This is a genomic window from Aquabacterium sp., assembly GCF_030652515.1.
In the GTDB taxonomy this organism is placed as follows: Bacteria; Pseudomonadota; Gammaproteobacteria; order Burkholderiales; family Burkholderiaceae_C; genus Aquabacterium.
Window position 1 is genome coordinate 17,773 of sequence record NZ_JAUSAR010000116.1, and the last position, 16,289, is coordinate 34,061.

The following is a 16,289-nucleotide window of genomic DNA, read 5'->3' on the forward strand; positions in this document are numbered from 1 at the left end:
TTTTGCCCAGGCTTACCAGGACGCCGCCATCGAGTCCTTGTTGAACCTGGTGTCTTGCGTGATGGCATTCAGGCTCACGAACTCCAGCTTGTCCAGGGTGATGCCTTGTTGCAGTTGCGACCAGGTGTTGGTGTTCCACTTCACGCTGGGCTCGCCCTGCACGTAAAAGCTCGAGCCATTGTCGGCAATGTAAAGGCCATACCTTTTCATCGCGGTGGCAACGGCCTTGGCCTGTGTGTTCCAGGTTGACGGGATCACGAAGTCAGGGCGCAGGCGCAGCAAGGCGCCGAAGGGGATGCCGCCGGTTGCCAATTGCCCGGCAGCATGGCGGCCTGGCCACACATAGCCGTTGCTGGCGCGGATGCTGGCCATGACGCTTCCGGGTAATGTGACGCGCAGGGCGTGCTTGATCTCGCCTGCGCTGGCTTCATCTGCCCGCACCAGAAGCGGCAGGATGGGCAGTCCGGCGGCATCGCCGGATCCCCAGGAGGCGGGGCGCAGTTCAAGCGAATTCAGATCCCAGGCTGCTGAGGCATAGCTGTGCCACTGGCCATTGTATTTGTAGGTGTAATAACTTTCCCACAGTCGGCACGATCCGGTTTCAAGAACCACGGCATGACTGTCGGTGGCGAACTGATTCGAGACGTTGGTGCCGCCTTCGATCTTGATGGTCGCGTCCGGCGGGAAGGGGAAGCGGCGCTGAGATGCCGCCACGCTGCCGCAGTTGCGTTGCAATTTGAAAGATGAGCCGTTGGTCACGGCGCAATCGCTTTCGTCGGGGACGCCCGCGCCGTTACCGTCTCGGGGATCGGTGATGTCGTACGAAATCAATGGCCAGGTCGTGGTGCTTGGGGAGCCGTCAACGACGTTGTACGGTATGCCGTAGTAATCAGCTGCAGCCGGGTCTTCGGTCACACCCCAGTCCAGGTGCATGCGCGGGTTGCCGAGTTTGCTCTGCATCAAAGCCTTCCACGTTGAGTTCTGGGCGTGGGCCGGGAACTTGGTGGTGTCGTCAACGCGGGTGTTGAAAATCGCATTGGCGGGAAAGATGGCGCAACCGGCGATCACTGGGCCGGTGGTGGTGCCAGTGGTGGTGCCTGTGCCGGTAGTGGTGCCTGTGCCGGTAGTGGTACCTGTGCCGGTAGTGGTACCCGTGCCAGTGGTGGTACCCGTGCCAGTGGTGGTGCCAGTGGTAGCTGGTGGCACGGTCGTGGTGGCTGGCGGCACGGTCGTGGTGGTGGTGCCACCGCCGCCGCCGCAAGCAGTCAGTGTGGCAATCAGCGACAGGCTGAGCAACTGGATATGAGGATATTTACTGAGAGAGTTCACGCTTGATTCAATCCATGCATTTTCACTACAAAATTGCCTTCTGCCGACGTGCACGACAGCCTTTGAAAGCAGCATGGTTCTAGGTTAGCGGCAAGGTGTTTTGGCTCGGGGGCAAGTTGTAAGCGAATATAAAAATCAATTTTTTAAAGAAACATCTAAAAGTGTGAAATAAGTCAACCCCTTGAGTGGGTGCTTGTTTGGTTTACCCAGGGAGGCTGTGTCGTTTGTGCTGATCCTTGCTGGGGCCGTGTGCCTGTGGTTGTTACAACTTGGCGCATTATCCGCAACATGGGTCTGCCTTGCCTAAGCATGATGCATTCATTGGTTGGGAAAAATCGCTCTCATCAAGCGGTTAGGGTTCTGGCAAACGGTCGATTGGTTACATGAGCAGGTGGTCGCATTGGATGTAGCGGCTACAGTGCTGGCCAAGTCGGTCGAAGAATTTGTGAAGAGCCGGGCCGTGTTGGGTCATCCCAAGTTTGGACATGTTGCTCGCAATGCGAGCCTGGCTTGGCGCATCTAGTCATGTGCAGTAAGAGGTATCAATGCTTATTTCTCGTCAATTTCTTTTCGCCGCAGTGACTTCCGCCATGTTGGCTGCCTGCGGCGGTGGCGGTACTACTACAGGGACGGAGACGCCGAGCTCAGGCGGTTCTGGCACAGGGGGAACGATCCCGGCTGGCACCGGCTCAACCGGCTCGACCACGGGTGGTACGACCACGACGCCGACCACGCCCACAGTGCCTGCGGCCACGGTCACGATCACCGCACAGCCCATCAATGTGAGCACCTCTGCTGGCGGAGATGCCTCATTCAGTGTCTCGGCGTCTTCGACGGACAGCTTGAGCTATCAATGGCTGCGTGACGGTGTGGCCATTGCCGGTGCAACAGCCTCCACTTTCGTGGCCAAGGCTGTTCAGTCCGCCGACAGCGGCGCCAAGTTTTCTGTGGTTGTCAAAACCGCAGCAACCAGCGTGACCAGTTCGCAAGCGGCTTTGACGGTGACCATGGCGTCCATGACGGCATATCCCATCATGTTCGTGACCAGCGTGCCTGCTTTGGGTTTCGCCAACCAGATGAACACCTTTGGCAACCATGGCAGTGGCGTCACCGACGCGATTGCCGGGGGGGACTTGTATGTTCGCTATCCAGATGGCACTTTGCGGAATCTGACCAAGGAAGCTGGCTGGGGCGTTGACAGCGGCGGCATCCAGGGTGGTGCCAAGGCCATTTCTGTCCGTCAACCTGCGATGCATTGGGATGGCAAGAAGGCCCTGTTCTCCATGATGGTGGGCGGAGCCACTGCGCGCTATCAGGTGCCGACCAGAAATTGGCAGATGTATGAAGTGACCGGCTTGGGCAAGGGTGAGAAGGCCGTCATCACCAAGGTGGCCAACCAGCCCGCCACTTACAACAACATTTCGCCGATTTATGGCAGCGACGACAACGTCCTGTTCATTTCAGACGCCCCCTTGTTTGGCATGACCGCAACTTATCCGCAGTTGGATGAGTACGAGGCTGTTGCCACCAACACCGGTGTCTGGAAGCTGAATGTGTCAACCGGCAAAGTCACGCAACTGGAGCATTCTCCCAGCGGTGTTTTCGACCTCTTCCTGGACAGCTATGGCCGCGTCCTGTTCACCAAGTGGGATCACTTGAAGCGTGACCAGGAAGCCGACATCGACCGCTACCAGGGTGGTGTCTATGGCACCATCGATTACGAGTCTGAAACCTCGACCAAAACCAAGGCCTATCCTCGCAAAGATGCCAGCGGCAAGCTCATTGCTGACACGAAGGGCGTGCTTTATGACGTGTTCCCCGAGGCCCGTCACTTGCAGGATCCCACGCGTGATCCCAATGAACCGCTGCACGACTACAACCAGTTCATGCTGTGGCAGGTCAATGAAGATGGCTCTGACGAAGAAACCATCAACCATGTGGGCCGACACGAGTTTGGCGGCAGCTACAACGCCGGGGTGTTTCTCAATGACCCGAACTTGAGCGACGCTTTCCCGAGTTTTGGTGCCAATGTGAGCATGCGCGGCACATTCCGCCCAGATGCTGGCATGTTCCAGATGCGTGAGGACATCAACCGTCCCGGTACTTACCTTGGCACGTATTCCATGGAATTCGCCCGTCAAACGTCTGGCCGCATTGTTGAGTTCTCGATGCCTCCTGGCAAGAATCCTGAGGATGTGGCGGTGACCGACTACACGAACGCCACCCTTGATGCGGATCCCTATGGTTCTGCCGCACGTCTGGCCACGATGACCGGTCACTATCGCAACCCCTTGCGCCTCACGGATGACAGTATTCTGGTCAGCCATACGCCTGAATACCGCGTGAACAACGCCAACAGTCCTTACCGCTTCCTGTTGAAGAAGCTGGTGCCAAATCCGTTTGGCAAGGACATGATCGCGGGTCCTTCTCTGACGGGTGGTATTGTCAAGAATATCCTTTATTGGACTGATGAGGCAACGCCCCGCCAGTACCTGGGTCCTCTGAATGAGCACGATTCCGTTGAAGTTCGCTCACGTCCACGCCCTGTGTCTCGCAAGATGACGGTGGCTGATGTCGAAAAGAAGGTGCTCACGGAAGAAGGTGTGAATGAAACTGAACTGCGCACGTGGCTGCAAAGCAAGAACCTGGCGCTGATCGTGACTCGCAATGTGACCACGCGTGACCGTGCTGATGTCAGCCAGCCTTACAACCTGCGTGTGCCTGGTGGTGTTCAAAACGTGCCCAAGTCCGGTGCGGTCTATGACATCGCTGGTTTGCAGATTTTCCAAGGTGATTTGACTCGTGGCTATGGCAATGGTGCTGCCAAGGGGCGCCGTGTTTATGCCCGACCTGTTCACAACAGCACGGTTCACACGGATGTGGAATCCTGGTACCCCACGGGTGGGCAGCCTGGTACCGTGCAGATTGGCAAGGATGGGTCTACAGCTGCTTTCGTGCCTGCTGGGCGTGCATTGAGCTGGCAGTTGACCAGCCCCACTGGCAAGCCGGTGGTGCGTGAGCGGATTTGGGTGAGTTTTGCGCCTGGTGAAATCCGCACCTGCGCCAGTTGCCACGGTATCAACAAGCAGACGATCAATGGATTGACCGAGCCCAAGAATCCGCCGGAGGCTTTGCGTGATCTGATGCGCACCTGGAAAACTCGCAAATAATTCGAAGTTTCCTGATGCAATGGCGGCCCCTTGGGCCGCCATTTTCATTTGGACTTGGCGATCAGTATCGCAATGAGACCAATGCGAGGTTGACCACGCTCCAGGCAGCCAATGATTTGGTCAGCGTGATCAGCCTGGCATCTTGATGTGCCGCGAATGCGAACATGGACAGGGCAAGCGGCCAGATGTAGAAGTCCACATACTTGATGTAGAAGACGTTGCTGATGGCCAGGGTGGCGGACAACCCCAGCAATGTCAGCGCCGTCATGGGATCTTCTCGGAGCGGTGGTACACACAAGGCCAAAATCCCGGACAGGATGACCGGGCTGCTGAGGCACCAGCCCCATCGCTGGGCATCCATTTTGTCCAGAATGGAAAAGATGAATCCGCCGCGGTCGAAATGGATGGAGGCGTTGTAGGCGATCAGGCAAACGGGCAGCAGAATCAGCCAGACCAGCAACAGGGGCCGCCAACTGGTGCGGGTGGGCAGAAGCTTCCAGTTGAACAGCGCCAAGCCCATCATGGCCATGGAGACCAGGAACGTGCGGCCGCTGACGGCCATGTGGTCCTGGAATTTGGGTGGCGTGAGGCCATGCCAGTGGTAAACCAGCGCCAGCAGCATCGCCCCGGCCAGGGCCATTTTCAAGGCGAGGTTCTTGAATCGCCCTTGTTGCAGATCCCACAGCCCCAGCCCCCCGAGGATGGCAATGGCGGTTTGGCGGCTGGTGACCGACAGGGCGGACAGCACCGACGCTGTGGCCACAAACCCTTGTGTGTGCAGCCAGAGCGCCAGGAAAACCAAAAGCGTGGCCAGGGTTTCCGGGTGCCCCCACAGTGCGGGGCCCAGCTGAAATGGCGAGAAGTAAAACGCGCCGGCCAACAGCCAAGGCCAGGCCGTGGCGCCCAGTCGGCGATACGCCAGCCACCAGACCAGGCCCGTCGACATGACATGCAGCAGCAGGGTGCTGATTCGGATTGAGTCAGGCCCCATGGGAGTGCTGCCCATGAGTGCATAGTAAAGAGGGCCTGAGGCCGTGTTCATTTCACGCAGGAATGCAAAGAAATCCAGCGTGCGGAACTGTTCGATGGTGGGGTAGTGAAACCTTGTGAAATCGATTCGCGCCCCGAATGACGGGTTGTATTCAATCTTGCAGAACAGCACGCCCAGTGCCAGGCAGCCAAGTAGAAACAAGGCGGCCATGATGCGTTGGCGGCCAGGCATTGCGGGTGTATTCATGATGAAGTTTGAATGTCAGGGGCGGTTCGCAATCACCTGCTCGCACACGGCCAGTGTTTCGGTGGCGACATCGTCCCAGGTGCGGGTCATGGCCTTGGAGATGGCCGATCTGCTCCAAGGATGGCGCAGGGCCTGCTCAAGCCCATTCTCCAGAGCCGCTGTGTTCTTGGTGGGCACGAGCACGCCATTGCTGTCGTTGATGATCTCGGGGATGCCTCCAACACGGGTGGCCACCACCGGGCAGCCGCAAGCCAGGGCCTCGACCAGCACATTGGGGTAGCCCTCGGACCAACTGGGCAGCACCACGAGTTCCGCGTTGCTCATCCATTCAGCGACCTGCTGAGGCAGCAATCCCCCGGTGAGGATGACTTTGTCGCCCATGCCGCGCTGTTGAGCCGTGGCCTGGAGTTCGTCCCGCAGTGCGCCTTCGCCAATCAGGGTGAGCCGAACACCGGGGTCGCGTTGAGCCAGGCGTTCGAAGGCGTCGATCAACTCACGCAAGCCCTTGGCCTCGATCAGGCGGCCCACGTAGACCATCAGGCGGTGTTGATCATTCAAGCCGTGCTGTGCGCGCAAGGGACCGCGAGGCCTGGGATAGAACACCGTGGTGTTGAAGCCGTTGACAATGGTGTGGACTTTTTGCCCAGACACCTGGTAATGCTGGACGGTGAACCGGGTCATGGCATCACTGACGGTGATGACCGCGTCGGCTTCGCGCAGGGTGTTGCCTGTCATGCGTGCACTCAGGCCGGAGCGGACATGGATGTCGGTGCCCAGCGCTCCGATCACGATCGGACAATGGAGCTGTCGAGCCGCCTGGAGGGCGCCGGCCCCTTCGGGGTAGACCCAATAGCCGATGACGATGTCGGGCGCGAATGCGCGCAGCTTGGGCAGCAGGCTGCGCCCACAGGCCCAGCCATTGGTCAGGCGTGACAGCACTGGCAAGGCAGGGTAGGTGCCCGCCTGCACGTCGATGCCGGGCAAGGTGAAGTCGGGCCCCACCGGTGGAGGCGCCGGGCTTCTGGGGCGCAGGCCTGGAATCGAGGGATATTGGGTCTGTTGCAAGAAGACCCGAACCGTGGCTTGTCGGGACAGTGCCTGTGCCGTTTCGTAGATGAAGCGCCCCCGGGTCTTGTCAACTGGCACAGGCAAGATCGGCGTGACCACCGCAATTCGTCTCATGTGTGTTTTCAGTGATTGAGCAGCCCGACGCAGGCGCCATTGCGTGCCAATTGTCTCAGCTTGTGGGGGCTTGGCGCGTTTTAAGCGCAGCTCGGCTCAATCAGCCGCGCAGGCGCAACAGCAAATCGTCGGTTTCCTGGCTGGCTTCGCGCTGGGCGTTTTCGTCGGTGAGGAAGGACAGTTCCTGCAGCGACAGGCTCAGGTTCACCAAGCCGTCGCGCAGGTTGAACAGGGCCGCCTGCATGTCGAGGAGCTTTTGCCTCATTTGCTCTGCGCGTTCTTCGTCATGCATCACCGTACTCCTGCCCCCGAGACCATCACAACTTCAAGCGGGCCACGGGGCGGCCTGCATGCTTGACGGTCTCACTTTACCCGCGGGTCTTGAGGCGGGCTAGTGCCTATTCGCGGGGGGAGGGGCGGTGGTGTCAGCGATTGCTCTCGTTGACGATCACCCATTGGCCATCGATCAGTTTCCAGGTCAGTGCCTTGAAGCTGCTGTCCTTGAAGTTTTGCGATGTGTAGTTCTGGGTGAAGCTGGTGACCACGGCGTCGCCTCGGGCTTCGGCCTTGACCTGATTCAGCTGGACCTCGATGGGGCCGGATTTGCTGAGCAGGCGGCGGCGTTCATTGATCCATTTGGCCGAGGTCGAGCGCGCGGGGGCGAAGTCCTTGGCGTAAAAACCCATGTAGCGGTCGATGTCCTTGGCGGCCCAGGCGCTGGCCCAGGCGCGAAGGCGTTCGGTCACCGTGGGGACGGCCGCGATGGCGGGTGACGATGCCGTGCTGGCCACCACGGGCGTCGCGCTGGCAACCGCCGGGCCGCTCAACTTCTTGGCGCGGTTGTTCAGTTCTTCGCGGTTGATGGTGGGCGCGTCAATGTTGATGGCCGGGCAGCGCTGGGCGGCGTCTTCGGCCGCTTGCCAGTTCTGACCACGCTCGTTGGCGGTGTCCGCGCTGGGGTTCAGGCCCAGGTTGGCCGTCAGCGAGTTCTTGGCCGCGTGGGTGCGAGCAAAAGCCAGTTGCAGGTCGGCTTCTGCATTCACATAGGCGCGCTTGGCGGTGTACAGCTCGTTTTCGGAGTTCAGCAAGTCGAGCAGACTGCGTTGGCCGATGTCGAATTGTTGGCGGTAGGCGTCGCGGGCCTTCTCAATGGCCAGCACATTGCGGTCCAGGGCGGTCAGCTGATCCTTCAGCTTTTGGATGTCGTTGTGGGCGATGGCGGCGGTCTGGCGCACGTCGCGGCAGGCCTTGTCGCGTTGGTCGGCGGCCTGGTTGACCAGGTTGGCCAGCTGGCGGGCGCGGGCCTGGTCGGACCCACCGTTGTAGAGGTTCCAGGACATCAGGATCTCGGCGGAGGTGTCGCGCTTCTGGGTTTCGATGCCATCGAAGTTCTTGCCAACGCCGCTGCGCACGCGGGCTTCCACCTTGGGTTGGTAGTTGCTTTTCTGGCCCGAGGCCTGGGCTTTGGCGGCGCGCAGGTTTTCAACGGCGGCTTCCACCGTGGCGCTGCCGATCACGGCTTGGTTGGTGGTGTCTTCGCTGCTGCTTGAAATGCCTTTGTCCAGGCCTTGAACAGCCGCCTGGTTGCTGGCGGGGGCTTCACCCACGACGCGCAGGTAGCGGGCACTGACGTCGTGCAGGTTGGCGGCTTCGGTGGTGAGGTTGGAATCGGCCAGTGCCAGGCGGGCGTTGGCTTGCTCCGAGTCAACGCCTCGCCCCACGCCGGCTTTGACCTTGGACTGCAGTTGGTCTTGCACGTAGCGGTGCTGCACGTAGTTGTCCTGGGCCAGCTCCACCAGCCTGCGGTAGCGCTGCACGTCGATGTAGGCGCGGGAGGCTTCCAGGGCGGCCTCTTCGGTGGCGGACAGGAATTCGAAATAGCGGGTGAGCTTGGCATGCCCCAGGCGTTCGACTTCACGCCGTGTTTGCAAACCGTCCCACAGCACCTGGTTGGCACTCAATGCCACGCCATTGCGGTTGAGGCTTTGAGATTCAGGGGTGCGGTTGGTGATGCGGTCACTGTCGCGGCCCACGCTGGCCGACAGGTCCACCCGGGGCAGGTAGCCGCCTCGGGCAACGCTGATCTCGTCGGTGGCGGCGCGCAGGGCGTTCAAGCGCGCGGTGACTTCAGGGTTGCTGTCGATGGCTTTCTGGGCCGCAGCGCTCAGGCCTGTGTTGGGCGCGGTCTGGGCCTGTGCGGCGAGCGCGAAGGCGGCCAAAGCAATGGCGGTCATGCCATGTTGGAAAGTCGCTTTTTTCAAATCTGACCTCGTTCCTGGGGTTGTGGCCGCAAAAGCCTTGGGCAAAGCACGCTCATTTTGTCATCAATCGTTACATGAGCATTCACCCATTTCGGTGATTTCGCGCCAGAAGTGGCCTCGGAGCGGGACGGGCATCAAGTTTGGGCGGGGGCTGTCGATTCAGTGAGGTGACTGTTGGCGACCTTGACCCTTGACTGAGCCCCCATTGGAATGAGCCTGGCCCGTGCCGCATTGACATTGCCCTTGAAGGGAGGCTGGCCGGGGCGGGGTGTTGCAAGCACGTTCGGGGCCTGGCTGGTGCGCTGGATGGTGGTGGGCAGCTTGCTGATCGGGCCCGTTGGCAGTGCTTTTGAGTCTCAAAAGATCATGTCGGCGGCGCAACGGATGGGGCCGAGCACGGCCAATCAGGCCCAGGCCCTGATCCAGGAGGTCGCCGAGGCCGCCTCCAGCGACGAAGCCAGTCGCCTCAAGCGCATCAATTCATTTTTCAACCGCCGCGTGGAATACCGTGATGACCGTGACGTCTGGGGGCAGGTTGACTACTGGGCCACGCCGCTGGAAATGCTGAACAAGGGCGCTGGCGATTGCGAGGACTATGCCATTGGCAAGTATTTGTCCCTGATCGCGGCGGGCGTGCCTGCGGCGAAGATGAGGCTGGTTTATGTGCGGGCCGAGCTGGGTGGTGCGATCCTGGCGCACATGGTGCTGGCTTACTATCCTGAGCCCCTGGCCGAGCCTTTGATCCTGGATAACCTGATCACGGACATCCGGCCCGCGTCCAGGAGGCCGGATTTGGCGCCTGTTTTCAGCTTCAATGCCGAAGGTTTGTGGCAAGGTGTGGGCAGTACCACGGCTGGGGATCCGGTGGCACGTCTTTCGCGCTGGCGAGAGGTGTTGACCAAGACACGGGCGGAGGGTTGGTGGTGATGTGGATGACAAGGGACACTGCATGTCGCTGATTCGTCAGATCTGGCTGCTGTTGGTGGTGACGCTGCTGATGGCTTTTCTGGGCAGCTTCGCGGTCTGGATGGTTTCGTCGCGGAACTATCTGGAGACGCAGTTGCGCCTGAAAAACGCGGACAACGCCCAGTCCTTGGCCTTGGGGCTGTCGCAGCAAAAGGGCGATCTGGCCTTGATGGACCTGGTGGTGGCGGCCCAGTTCGACACCGGCTTCTACAAGCGCATCTCGCTGCGGGATCCGCGCGGGCAGGTGGTGTCCAACCACGAGGCCGACCAAAAGCGCACCGATTCACACGCGCCGACCTGGTTCGTGAACATGCTGTCGATCGATTCCACGCCAGGTGTGGCGCAGGTGTCCGATGGCTGGCGCGCCTTGGGCTCGGTGGAGGTGGTCAGCCATTCGTCGTTTGCCGATGACCAGTTGTGGCAAGGCAGCATCACCACGGCGATGTGGTTGGCGGCGTTGGGGGCCTTGGCGGGCCTGGGTGCCAGCTTCGGGGTGCGCGCCATTCGCCGGCCGCTGGATGCCACCGTCGGGCAGGCCCAGGCCTTGATGGAGCGGCGTTTCATCACGGTCGAGGAGCCCCGGGTACCCGAGTTGGCGCGTTTGAGCCAGGCCATGAACGCGGTGGTCGAGCGGCTCAAGTCTCAGTTTGACGACCAGGCTTTTCAGGTGGAGCAGTTGCGCAAGCAGGCGCATTGCGACCCATTGACTGGCCTGTCCAACCGGACGCACTTTGTGGCTCAGCTGGGTGCTGCCTTGAACAACGATGAGGGTTCGGGCCGCGGTTTGCTGTGCATGATCCGCGTGGTGGACCTGGCCATGGTCAACCGGGTGATGGGGCACCGGCAGACCGATGTGTTGCTGCAGAAGCTGGCGGCGGTGCTGAATGAGGTGTCGGTGGGCGTGGTGGGCATGGCCATCGGGCGCCTGAATGGCGGCGATTTCGCGGTGTGCCTGACGCACGACGACGTGCCTTTGCCCCAGCCTGAGCATTACGCCGACGCCATCAAACGTGCTTTTGCCGAGCTGGGCACGAGTGCCAGTGTGGTGGTGGGTGCCACACACTGGGAGCGTGGTGTGGCCATGCAGCAGGTGTTGGCCGCAGCCGATTCGGCCCTGGCTCGTGCTGAGAGCCGTGGCGGCTTCGCGGTGGAGTTGTCGCAGTTGAGTCCGGCGTCTGAATCGGCCATGGGCGAGGATGAGTGGCGCCGCCGCATGAGTTCTGCCTTACTCGAAGACCGTTTACTGTTGGTGCGCTTCCCCTTGCTGGACCGTGAGTCAAAGCTGGTGCATCACGAGTCGCCGATGCGCATGCAGTTGGAGCCGGGTGGGCCGTTCGAATCCGCAGCGCATTGGTTGCCCATGGCTTTGCGTTGCAACCTGATTTCGCAGATTGACGAAGCCGCGGTGGCCCTGGCCTTGTCGCAGATCGCGTCTGACCAGCAGCCGCGCGGGGTCAACTTGTCGCCCGCGTCTTTGCTGGACAGTGGTTTCGTGCCGCGTCTGCGTGCGCGTCTGGCCGAAGCGCCCGACGAGGCTCAGTTTTTGTGGCTTGAGGTCTCGGAAGTGGCGGCGGTCGAGCGTTTTGAACTGGTGCGAGAGCTGTGCAAGCAGTTGCGTCCGCTGGGCGCCCGCATTGGACTGGAGCACGCCGGTGAGCGCCTGACGCGCATCGAGTTCCTGTTCGAGGCGGGCCTGGACTACGTCAAGCTGGACGCCTCGGTGGTGCAGGGTGTGGCGCAGGACCTGGCGCGTGCGGCCTTTGTGGCGGCCACGGCGTCCATGCTGCATGGCCTGGGTTTGCAGGTTTACGCGGAAGGCGTGACCGAGCTTGAAGACATTCCCGCCTTGATCAATTGCGGCATCGATGGGGTGACCGGGCCGGCCGTCAAGGAATGAGGCGGCGGGTTCTTCTTCAGCGCTCTCGCAGCGCGTAGGCCTGCGCTTTGAGCACGGGCTTGAGCAGGTAGGACAGCACCGTTTTCTTGCCGGTGAGGATGTCCACCTCGGCCGTCATGCCTGGGATGATGGGCATCTTGGCGCTGAAGTTGGCAGCCTTGGTGCGCACGCGCACGACGTAATAGGTGTTGACGCCGCGCTCGTCGGTGATGGTGTCGGGGCTGATGTTTTCCACGATGGCGTCCATGCCGCCGTAGATGGAAAAGTCGTACGCCGTGAGCTTGACGGTGGCGGCCTGACCGGGGTGGATGAAGGCGATGTCGCGCGGTTGCACGCGGGCTTCCAGCACCAGGGCATCGTCCAGCGGCACGATTTCCAGGATGTCTTTGCCAGGCTGCACCACGCCGCCCACGGTGTTGGCCAGCAGGCGCTGGATGCGACCGCGAACCGGCGACTTCACCTGGGCTTTGTCGACCTTGTCGGCCAAGGCCACAGCGCCTTCGTTCAGGGCGTTGAGCTTGCCCAGCACGTCCGACAAATCCTTGCGGACCTCGTTGCGGAAGGTGAGTTCGGTTTCCTGGATCTTGCGTTGCGCTTCATTGATGGCGGCCATCACGCGGCCGCTTTGCGCGCCAGCTTGCTCCATGTCGCCCCTGGCCTTGCTGACGTCACGCTCCAGCCTCAGCACTTCCACTTCAGAAACTGCACCGGTGGCCAGCAAGGGGCGGGTCTTGGCCAGCTCCTGTTGCGACAGATCCAGGGTGCGCACAGCGGATTCGCGGCGTGAGCGCATTTCGCTCAACTCTTGCTGCCGCTGTGCCAGTTGTTGTTGGTTGATGCCGATCATGGAGGCCAGTTCAGCGCGCTTGGCATCGTAGAGCTGGCGTTCCTCGTCGACGATGCGCAGTTCGTCGGCGTTGTCGGTGGTGGGCGTGGGCGGCGCAAAGGCCCCGCCTTCGGCCAGTGCTTTCAAGCGGGCGAGCTTGGTGCGCAGTGCAAAGGCGTTGGCGTTGCTTTCGCGCATGCCGGAGGTGGCCCGGGTTTCGTCAATCTTCAGCAGCAACTGGCCTTGCTCGACCACCTGGCCTTCCTTGACCAGGATCTCCGACACCACACCGCCGTCGTAAGACTGGATGACCTGCAGTTGCCGCGAGGGGATGACCTTGGCCTCGCCCTTGGTGACTTCATCGATCTCGGCGACGGCGGCCCAGACGATCAGACCCAGCACCACGAACATGGCTGAGCGCACCAGGGTCTGGGCGCGGTAGGTGCCGTGGGTGGACATGACCGCATCGGCGTCCAGCTCGAAGCTGCGCATGCCGGCGGCCTGGGCGGATTCGGCGGTGACGCGCGGCCCGGCGATGTGGTCCAGCAACCAATCGGTGGCGGGCGCGGTGAAGCGCCGGATCGACTCCAGCACGGCGATCATCACTTGGCCCAGTTTCATGAGTGTCTTCATGGTCGCTGCCTTGGTGCTGCTTCAGACAGCGCGGGCGATGCGCCCGGACGCCAGTGCCTGCAGGATCTGCTCGCGCGGACCATCGGCCATGACCTTGCCCTGGTCGACCACGATGACGCGGTCGACGAAAGACAGCATGGAGGTGCGGTGCGTGACCAGCACCACGGTCTTGCCGGCCGAAAACTCTTTCATGCGCTGGGTGACGAAGGCCTCGGTGGAGAAGTCCATGGCGCTGGTGGGTTCGTCCAGCAGCAGGATGGGTGCGTTGTGCAGCACCGCGCGGGCGATGCCCACGCCTTGCCGTTGTCCGCCCGACAGCAACTCGCCACGCTCGCCCACGGGCATGTCAAAGCCTTGCGGATGGCGGTGGATCATGTCGCTGATGCCGGCCAGCTCGGAGGCTGCCACGATGGCGTCGTCTTGCGCATGGGGCATGCCAAAGATGATGTTTTCGCGCAGCGTGCCGAAGAACAAGGTGACGTCTTGCGAGACATAGCCCAAGTTGCGGCGCACGTCGGCGGGGTCGAGCTGGCGCATGTCGATGCCGTCCAGCAGCACCGCGCCCTGGGCAGGCTGGTACAGGCCCAGGATCAGTTTTTGCAGCGTGGTCTTGCCGGAACCCACCTTGCCGATCAGGGCGACCTTTTCACCCGGCTTGATCTTGAAGCTGATGTTGTCCAGCGCGGAATCCTGGCGGCCGGGGTAGGCGAACGACACATGGCGAAATTCGATCTCGCCCTTGATCTCGCGGCGTTCCACGAAGTTGGTGCCCAGGGGGCGCTCCACCGGCTGGTCCATGATCTTGTTGAGCGACTCCATCGCGGTGACAGCGCCCTGGTACTGCATCAGCAGGCCCACGATCTGACCTGCGGGTGCCAGCGCGCGGCCCGCCAGCATGGTCGCGGCGATCAATCCGCCCATGGTCAGGCTCTTGTCGGTGATCAGGTACACGCCGATCAAAATGATGGCGACCGAGACCAGTTGTTGCAGGCTGGCCGTGGTGTACATGGCACTGGACGACAACCCGCGCATGCGCACGTTCAGCTTGGCGAGGTACTGGTTGGCGCGCTCCCAACGGGCCTGGATCAGGCCTTCGGCGCCTTGCGATTTGATGGTCTCGATGCCGGTCAGGCTTTCCACCAGCGTGGCATTGCGTTGGGCCGACGCCTGGTAGGTGCTTTGCGACAACTCGTGCAGGCGGTGCTGCAGCACATAGCCTGCCACCAGGATGAAGGTGAACACCAGCACCACCGGGATCACCAGCCACAGCGAGATCCAGCCAATGACGACCACGAACAGCAAGGCGAAGGGCAGGTCGACCAGGGCAGTGACGGTGCTGGAGGCGATGAAATCGCGCACTTGCTCGAAGCCACGCAGGTTGGCCGCGAAGGAGCCCACCGACTGCGGTCGATTCTCCAGTTTCATGCCCAGCACGCGCTCCATCAGCGTGGCCGAGATTTGCACATCGATGCGCGCGCTGGCCTCGTCCACAAAGTGGCTGCGCAACAGGCGCATGGCCAGGTCCGAGGCCTGCACCAGCATCACGCCGATGGCCAGCGCCCACAGGGTTTCGACAGCGTGGTTGGGCACCACCCGGTCATACACGTTCATCGAAAAAATGGGAAAGGCCAGGGCGAACAGGTTGATCAGCAGGGCGGCCGACAGCACGTCACGGTAGACAAAGCGCTGGGCCAGCACGGCGCCCCAGAACCAGTGGCCGGTTTTGGTGTCGCGCACTTCAGGCGTGCGCTCGTCGAATCTGAAATGGGGCCGGGCGAACAACACGATGCCGCTGTAACGCGCGGCCATCTCCTGCGCGGACAGCTCGATGCTGCCTTGCCCGGTCTCCGGCAGCAGCACCTTGGCCTTGCCCTGGGCATCCTGGCTGAGCAGCACGCAAGCCTGGTTGTCCTTGAGGACCAGGATCGCGGGCAGGGTCTTGTCGTCGATGTCTTTCAGGCTCAGGCGCTGCAGCTTGGCGGCCAGGCCAGCCCGTGCGGCAGCCCGTTCGCCCAGTGCCAAGGGCAGGGGGCCTTTGTCCATCGGCAGCCCGGCTGACAAGGAGGCGCGGGTGGCCGCATGGCCATGCAGCCGTGCCACTTCGATCAGGCAATCCAGCAGTGGGTCGGGGGCGATCAGATCCTCGCGCAGGCGAGCCGTGGCGTCAGCAGGCGATGTGCTGGATGGCGGCATGACCGCGGCAATGGGTTCCTGGGGCTTGTTCACTCAACGGATATCGGCACAGTGGACGCCAAATTGACCACTTACGCGGTCGGCGTAGTACTTTTCAAGCGTCATGCGGACAGTGCGGAAGGCCAGTTCGTTCCAGGGGATGTCCTTCTCGCTGAACAATTGGGCCTCGATGGTTTCCGGGCCCGGCGCGAAATCGGTGTCCAGCAGGCGTGCGCGGTAGAAAAAATGCACCTGGCCGGCCGTCAGCACATTGATCACGCAATACAGGCCTTGCATCTCGAAGTGGGCGCCGGCTTCTTCGTCGGTTTCGCGGGCAGCGCCTTCTTCGGTGCTTTCGCCCAACTCCATGAAGCCGGCGGGCAAGGTCCAGAAACCTTTGCGAGGCTCGATGTTGCGCCGACACAGTAGCACCTTGTCTTCCCAAATGGGAAGGGTACCCACCACGTTGAGCGGGTTCACATAGTGGACATGGTGGCAGGCGGGGCAGACCGCGCGCTCCCGGTTGTCGTCATCGGGCACGCGATATTCGACTCGGGTGCCACAGACTTGACAGTGCTCGATGCGGCGTGAAAAAAGCATGGGCCTCAGTGTAAGG

At 61.6% G+C, this 16,289-nt stretch carries 11 protein-coding genes; 3 read left to right on the forward strand and 8 right to left on the reverse strand.

Annotation, left to right across the window (positions count from 1 at the left end; all coding sequences use genetic code 11):
- Window positions 1–12: 12 nt before the first annotated feature.
- Window positions 13–1,329 carry a hypothetical protein gene (locus tag Q7V20_RS13830; protein WP_304792102.1) on the reverse strand — a complete coding sequence of 439 codons (1,317 nt, stop codon included), beginning with the start codon at window positions 1,327–1,329 and terminating at the stop codon, window positions 13–15.
- A 590-nt stretch (window positions 1,330–1,919) separates the two neighbouring features.
- On the opposite strand from Q7V20_RS13830, the gene Q7V20_RS13835 reads away from it, so the two are divergent.
- A complete protein-coding gene (locus Q7V20_RS13835) occupies window positions 1,920–4,499 on the forward strand; it encodes a hypothetical protein (protein ID WP_304792104.1) in 2,580 nt (859 codons plus the stop codon).
- 61 nt (window positions 4,500–4,560) lie between these two features.
- Here the strand turns inward: Q7V20_RS13835 and Q7V20_RS13840 are convergent, their stop codons facing one another.
- The 4 genes from Q7V20_RS13840 to Q7V20_RS13855 all read right to left on the reverse strand — a co-directional run bounded on the left by Q7V20_RS13840 (window position 4,561) and on the right by Q7V20_RS13855 (window position 9,152).
- Window positions 4,561–5,736 (reverse strand): hypothetical protein, encoded by a 1,176-nt coding sequence (locus Q7V20_RS13840; RefSeq protein WP_304792107.1) that lies wholly within the window; start codon window positions 5,734–5,736, stop codon window positions 4,561–4,563.
- Between the two features lie 15 nt (window positions 5,737–5,751).
- The gene (locus tag Q7V20_RS13845; protein WP_304792110.1) at window positions 5,752–6,918 is read right to left on the reverse strand and encodes a glycosyltransferase; all 1,167 of its coding nucleotides are present in this window, start codon (window positions 6,916–6,918) and stop codon (window positions 5,752–5,754) included.
- 100 nt (window positions 6,919–7,018) lie between these two features.
- Entirely contained in the window at window positions 7,019–7,210 is a 192-nt protein-coding gene (locus Q7V20_RS13850) for a hypothetical protein (protein ID WP_304792111.1), read from the reverse strand.
- 133 nt (window positions 7,211–7,343) lie between these two features.
- On the reverse strand, window positions 7,344–9,152 hold the full coding sequence (locus Q7V20_RS13855; protein WP_304792114.1) for a TolC family outer membrane protein: 1,809 nt from the start codon (window positions 9,150–9,152) through the stop codon (window positions 7,344–7,346).
- A gap of 237 nt (window positions 9,153–9,389) precedes the next feature.
- On the opposite strand from Q7V20_RS13855, the gene Q7V20_RS13860 reads away from it, so the two are divergent.
- Together Q7V20_RS13860 and Q7V20_RS13865 are read left to right on the forward strand one after the other, a co-directional pair.
- Window positions 9,390–10,106: a transglutaminase-like cysteine peptidase gene (locus Q7V20_RS13860; protein WP_304792116.1), complete on the forward strand. Its 717-nt coding sequence runs from the start codon at window positions 9,390–9,392 to the stop codon at window positions 10,104–10,106.
- Between the two features lie 22 nt (window positions 10,107–10,128).
- Window positions 10,129–12,042: a LapD/MoxY N-terminal periplasmic domain-containing protein gene (locus tag Q7V20_RS13865; protein ID WP_304792118.1), complete on the forward strand. Its 1,914-nt coding sequence runs from the start codon at window positions 10,129–10,131 to the stop codon at window positions 12,040–12,042.
- Window positions 12,043–12,058: 16 nt separating this feature from the next.
- Here the strand turns inward: Q7V20_RS13865 and Q7V20_RS13870 are convergent, their stop codons facing one another.
- The 3 genes from Q7V20_RS13870 to Q7V20_RS13880 are packed head-to-tail and all read right to left on the reverse strand — an operon-like array spanning window position 12,059 to window position 16,273.
- Window positions 12,059–13,501 (reverse strand): HlyD family type I secretion periplasmic adaptor subunit, encoded by a 1,443-nt coding sequence (locus tag Q7V20_RS13870; protein ID WP_304792121.1) that lies wholly within the window; start codon window positions 13,499–13,501, stop codon window positions 12,059–12,061.
- Between the two features lie 21 nt (window positions 13,502–13,522).
- Window positions 13,523–15,694, reverse strand: coding sequence for a type I secretion system permease/ATPase (locus Q7V20_RS13875; protein WP_304792124.1), 2,172 nt, complete (start codon window positions 15,692–15,694; stop codon window positions 13,523–13,525).
- A 33-nt stretch (window positions 15,695–15,727) separates the two neighbouring features.
- Window positions 15,728–16,273, reverse strand: coding sequence for an NUDIX hydrolase (locus tag Q7V20_RS13880; protein WP_304792127.1), 546 nt, complete (start codon window positions 16,271–16,273; stop codon window positions 15,728–15,730).
- Window positions 16,274–16,289 lie beyond the last annotated feature (16 nt).

What these genes read in the sequence shown, in the direction of transcription:
- Q7V20_RS13835 (WP_304792104.1), top strand. Translation starts at nt 1,920, where the DNA reads ATGTTGGCTGCCTGCGGCGGTGGCGGTACTACTACAGGGACGGAGACG.
- Q7V20_RS13840 (WP_304792107.1), bottom strand. Translation starts at nt 5,736, where the DNA reads ATGAATACACCCGCAATGCCTGGCCGCCAACGCATCATGGCCGCCTTG.
- Q7V20_RS13845 (WP_304792110.1), bottom strand. Translation starts at nt 6,918, where the DNA reads ATGAGACGAATTGCGGTGGTCACGCCGATCTTGCCTGTGCCAGTTGAC.
- Q7V20_RS13850 (WP_304792111.1), bottom strand. Translation starts at nt 7,210, where the DNA reads ATGCATGACGAAGAACGCGCAGAGCAAATGAGGCAAAAGCTCCTCGAC.
- Q7V20_RS13855 (WP_304792114.1), bottom strand. Translation starts at nt 9,152, where the DNA reads ATGACCGCCATTGCTTTGGCCGCCTTCGCGCTCGCCGCACAGGCCCAG.
- Q7V20_RS13860 (WP_304792116.1), top strand. Translation starts at nt 9,390, where the DNA reads ATGAGCCTGGCCCGTGCCGCATTGACATTGCCCTTGAAGGGAGGCTGG.
- Q7V20_RS13865 (WP_304792118.1), top strand. Translation starts at nt 10,129, where the DNA reads ATGTCGCTGATTCGTCAGATCTGGCTGCTGTTGGTGGTGACGCTGCTG.
- Q7V20_RS13870 (WP_304792121.1), bottom strand. Translation starts at nt 13,501, where the DNA reads ATGAAGACACTCATGAAACTGGGCCAAGTGATGATCGCCGTGCTGGAG.
- Q7V20_RS13875 (WP_304792124.1), bottom strand. Translation starts at nt 15,694, where the DNA reads ATGCCGCCATCCAGCACATCGCCTGCTGACGCCACGGCTCGCCTGCGC.
- Q7V20_RS13880 (WP_304792127.1), bottom strand. Translation starts at nt 16,273, where the DNA reads ATGCTTTTTTCACGCCGCATCGAGCACTGTCAAGTCTGTGGCACCCGA.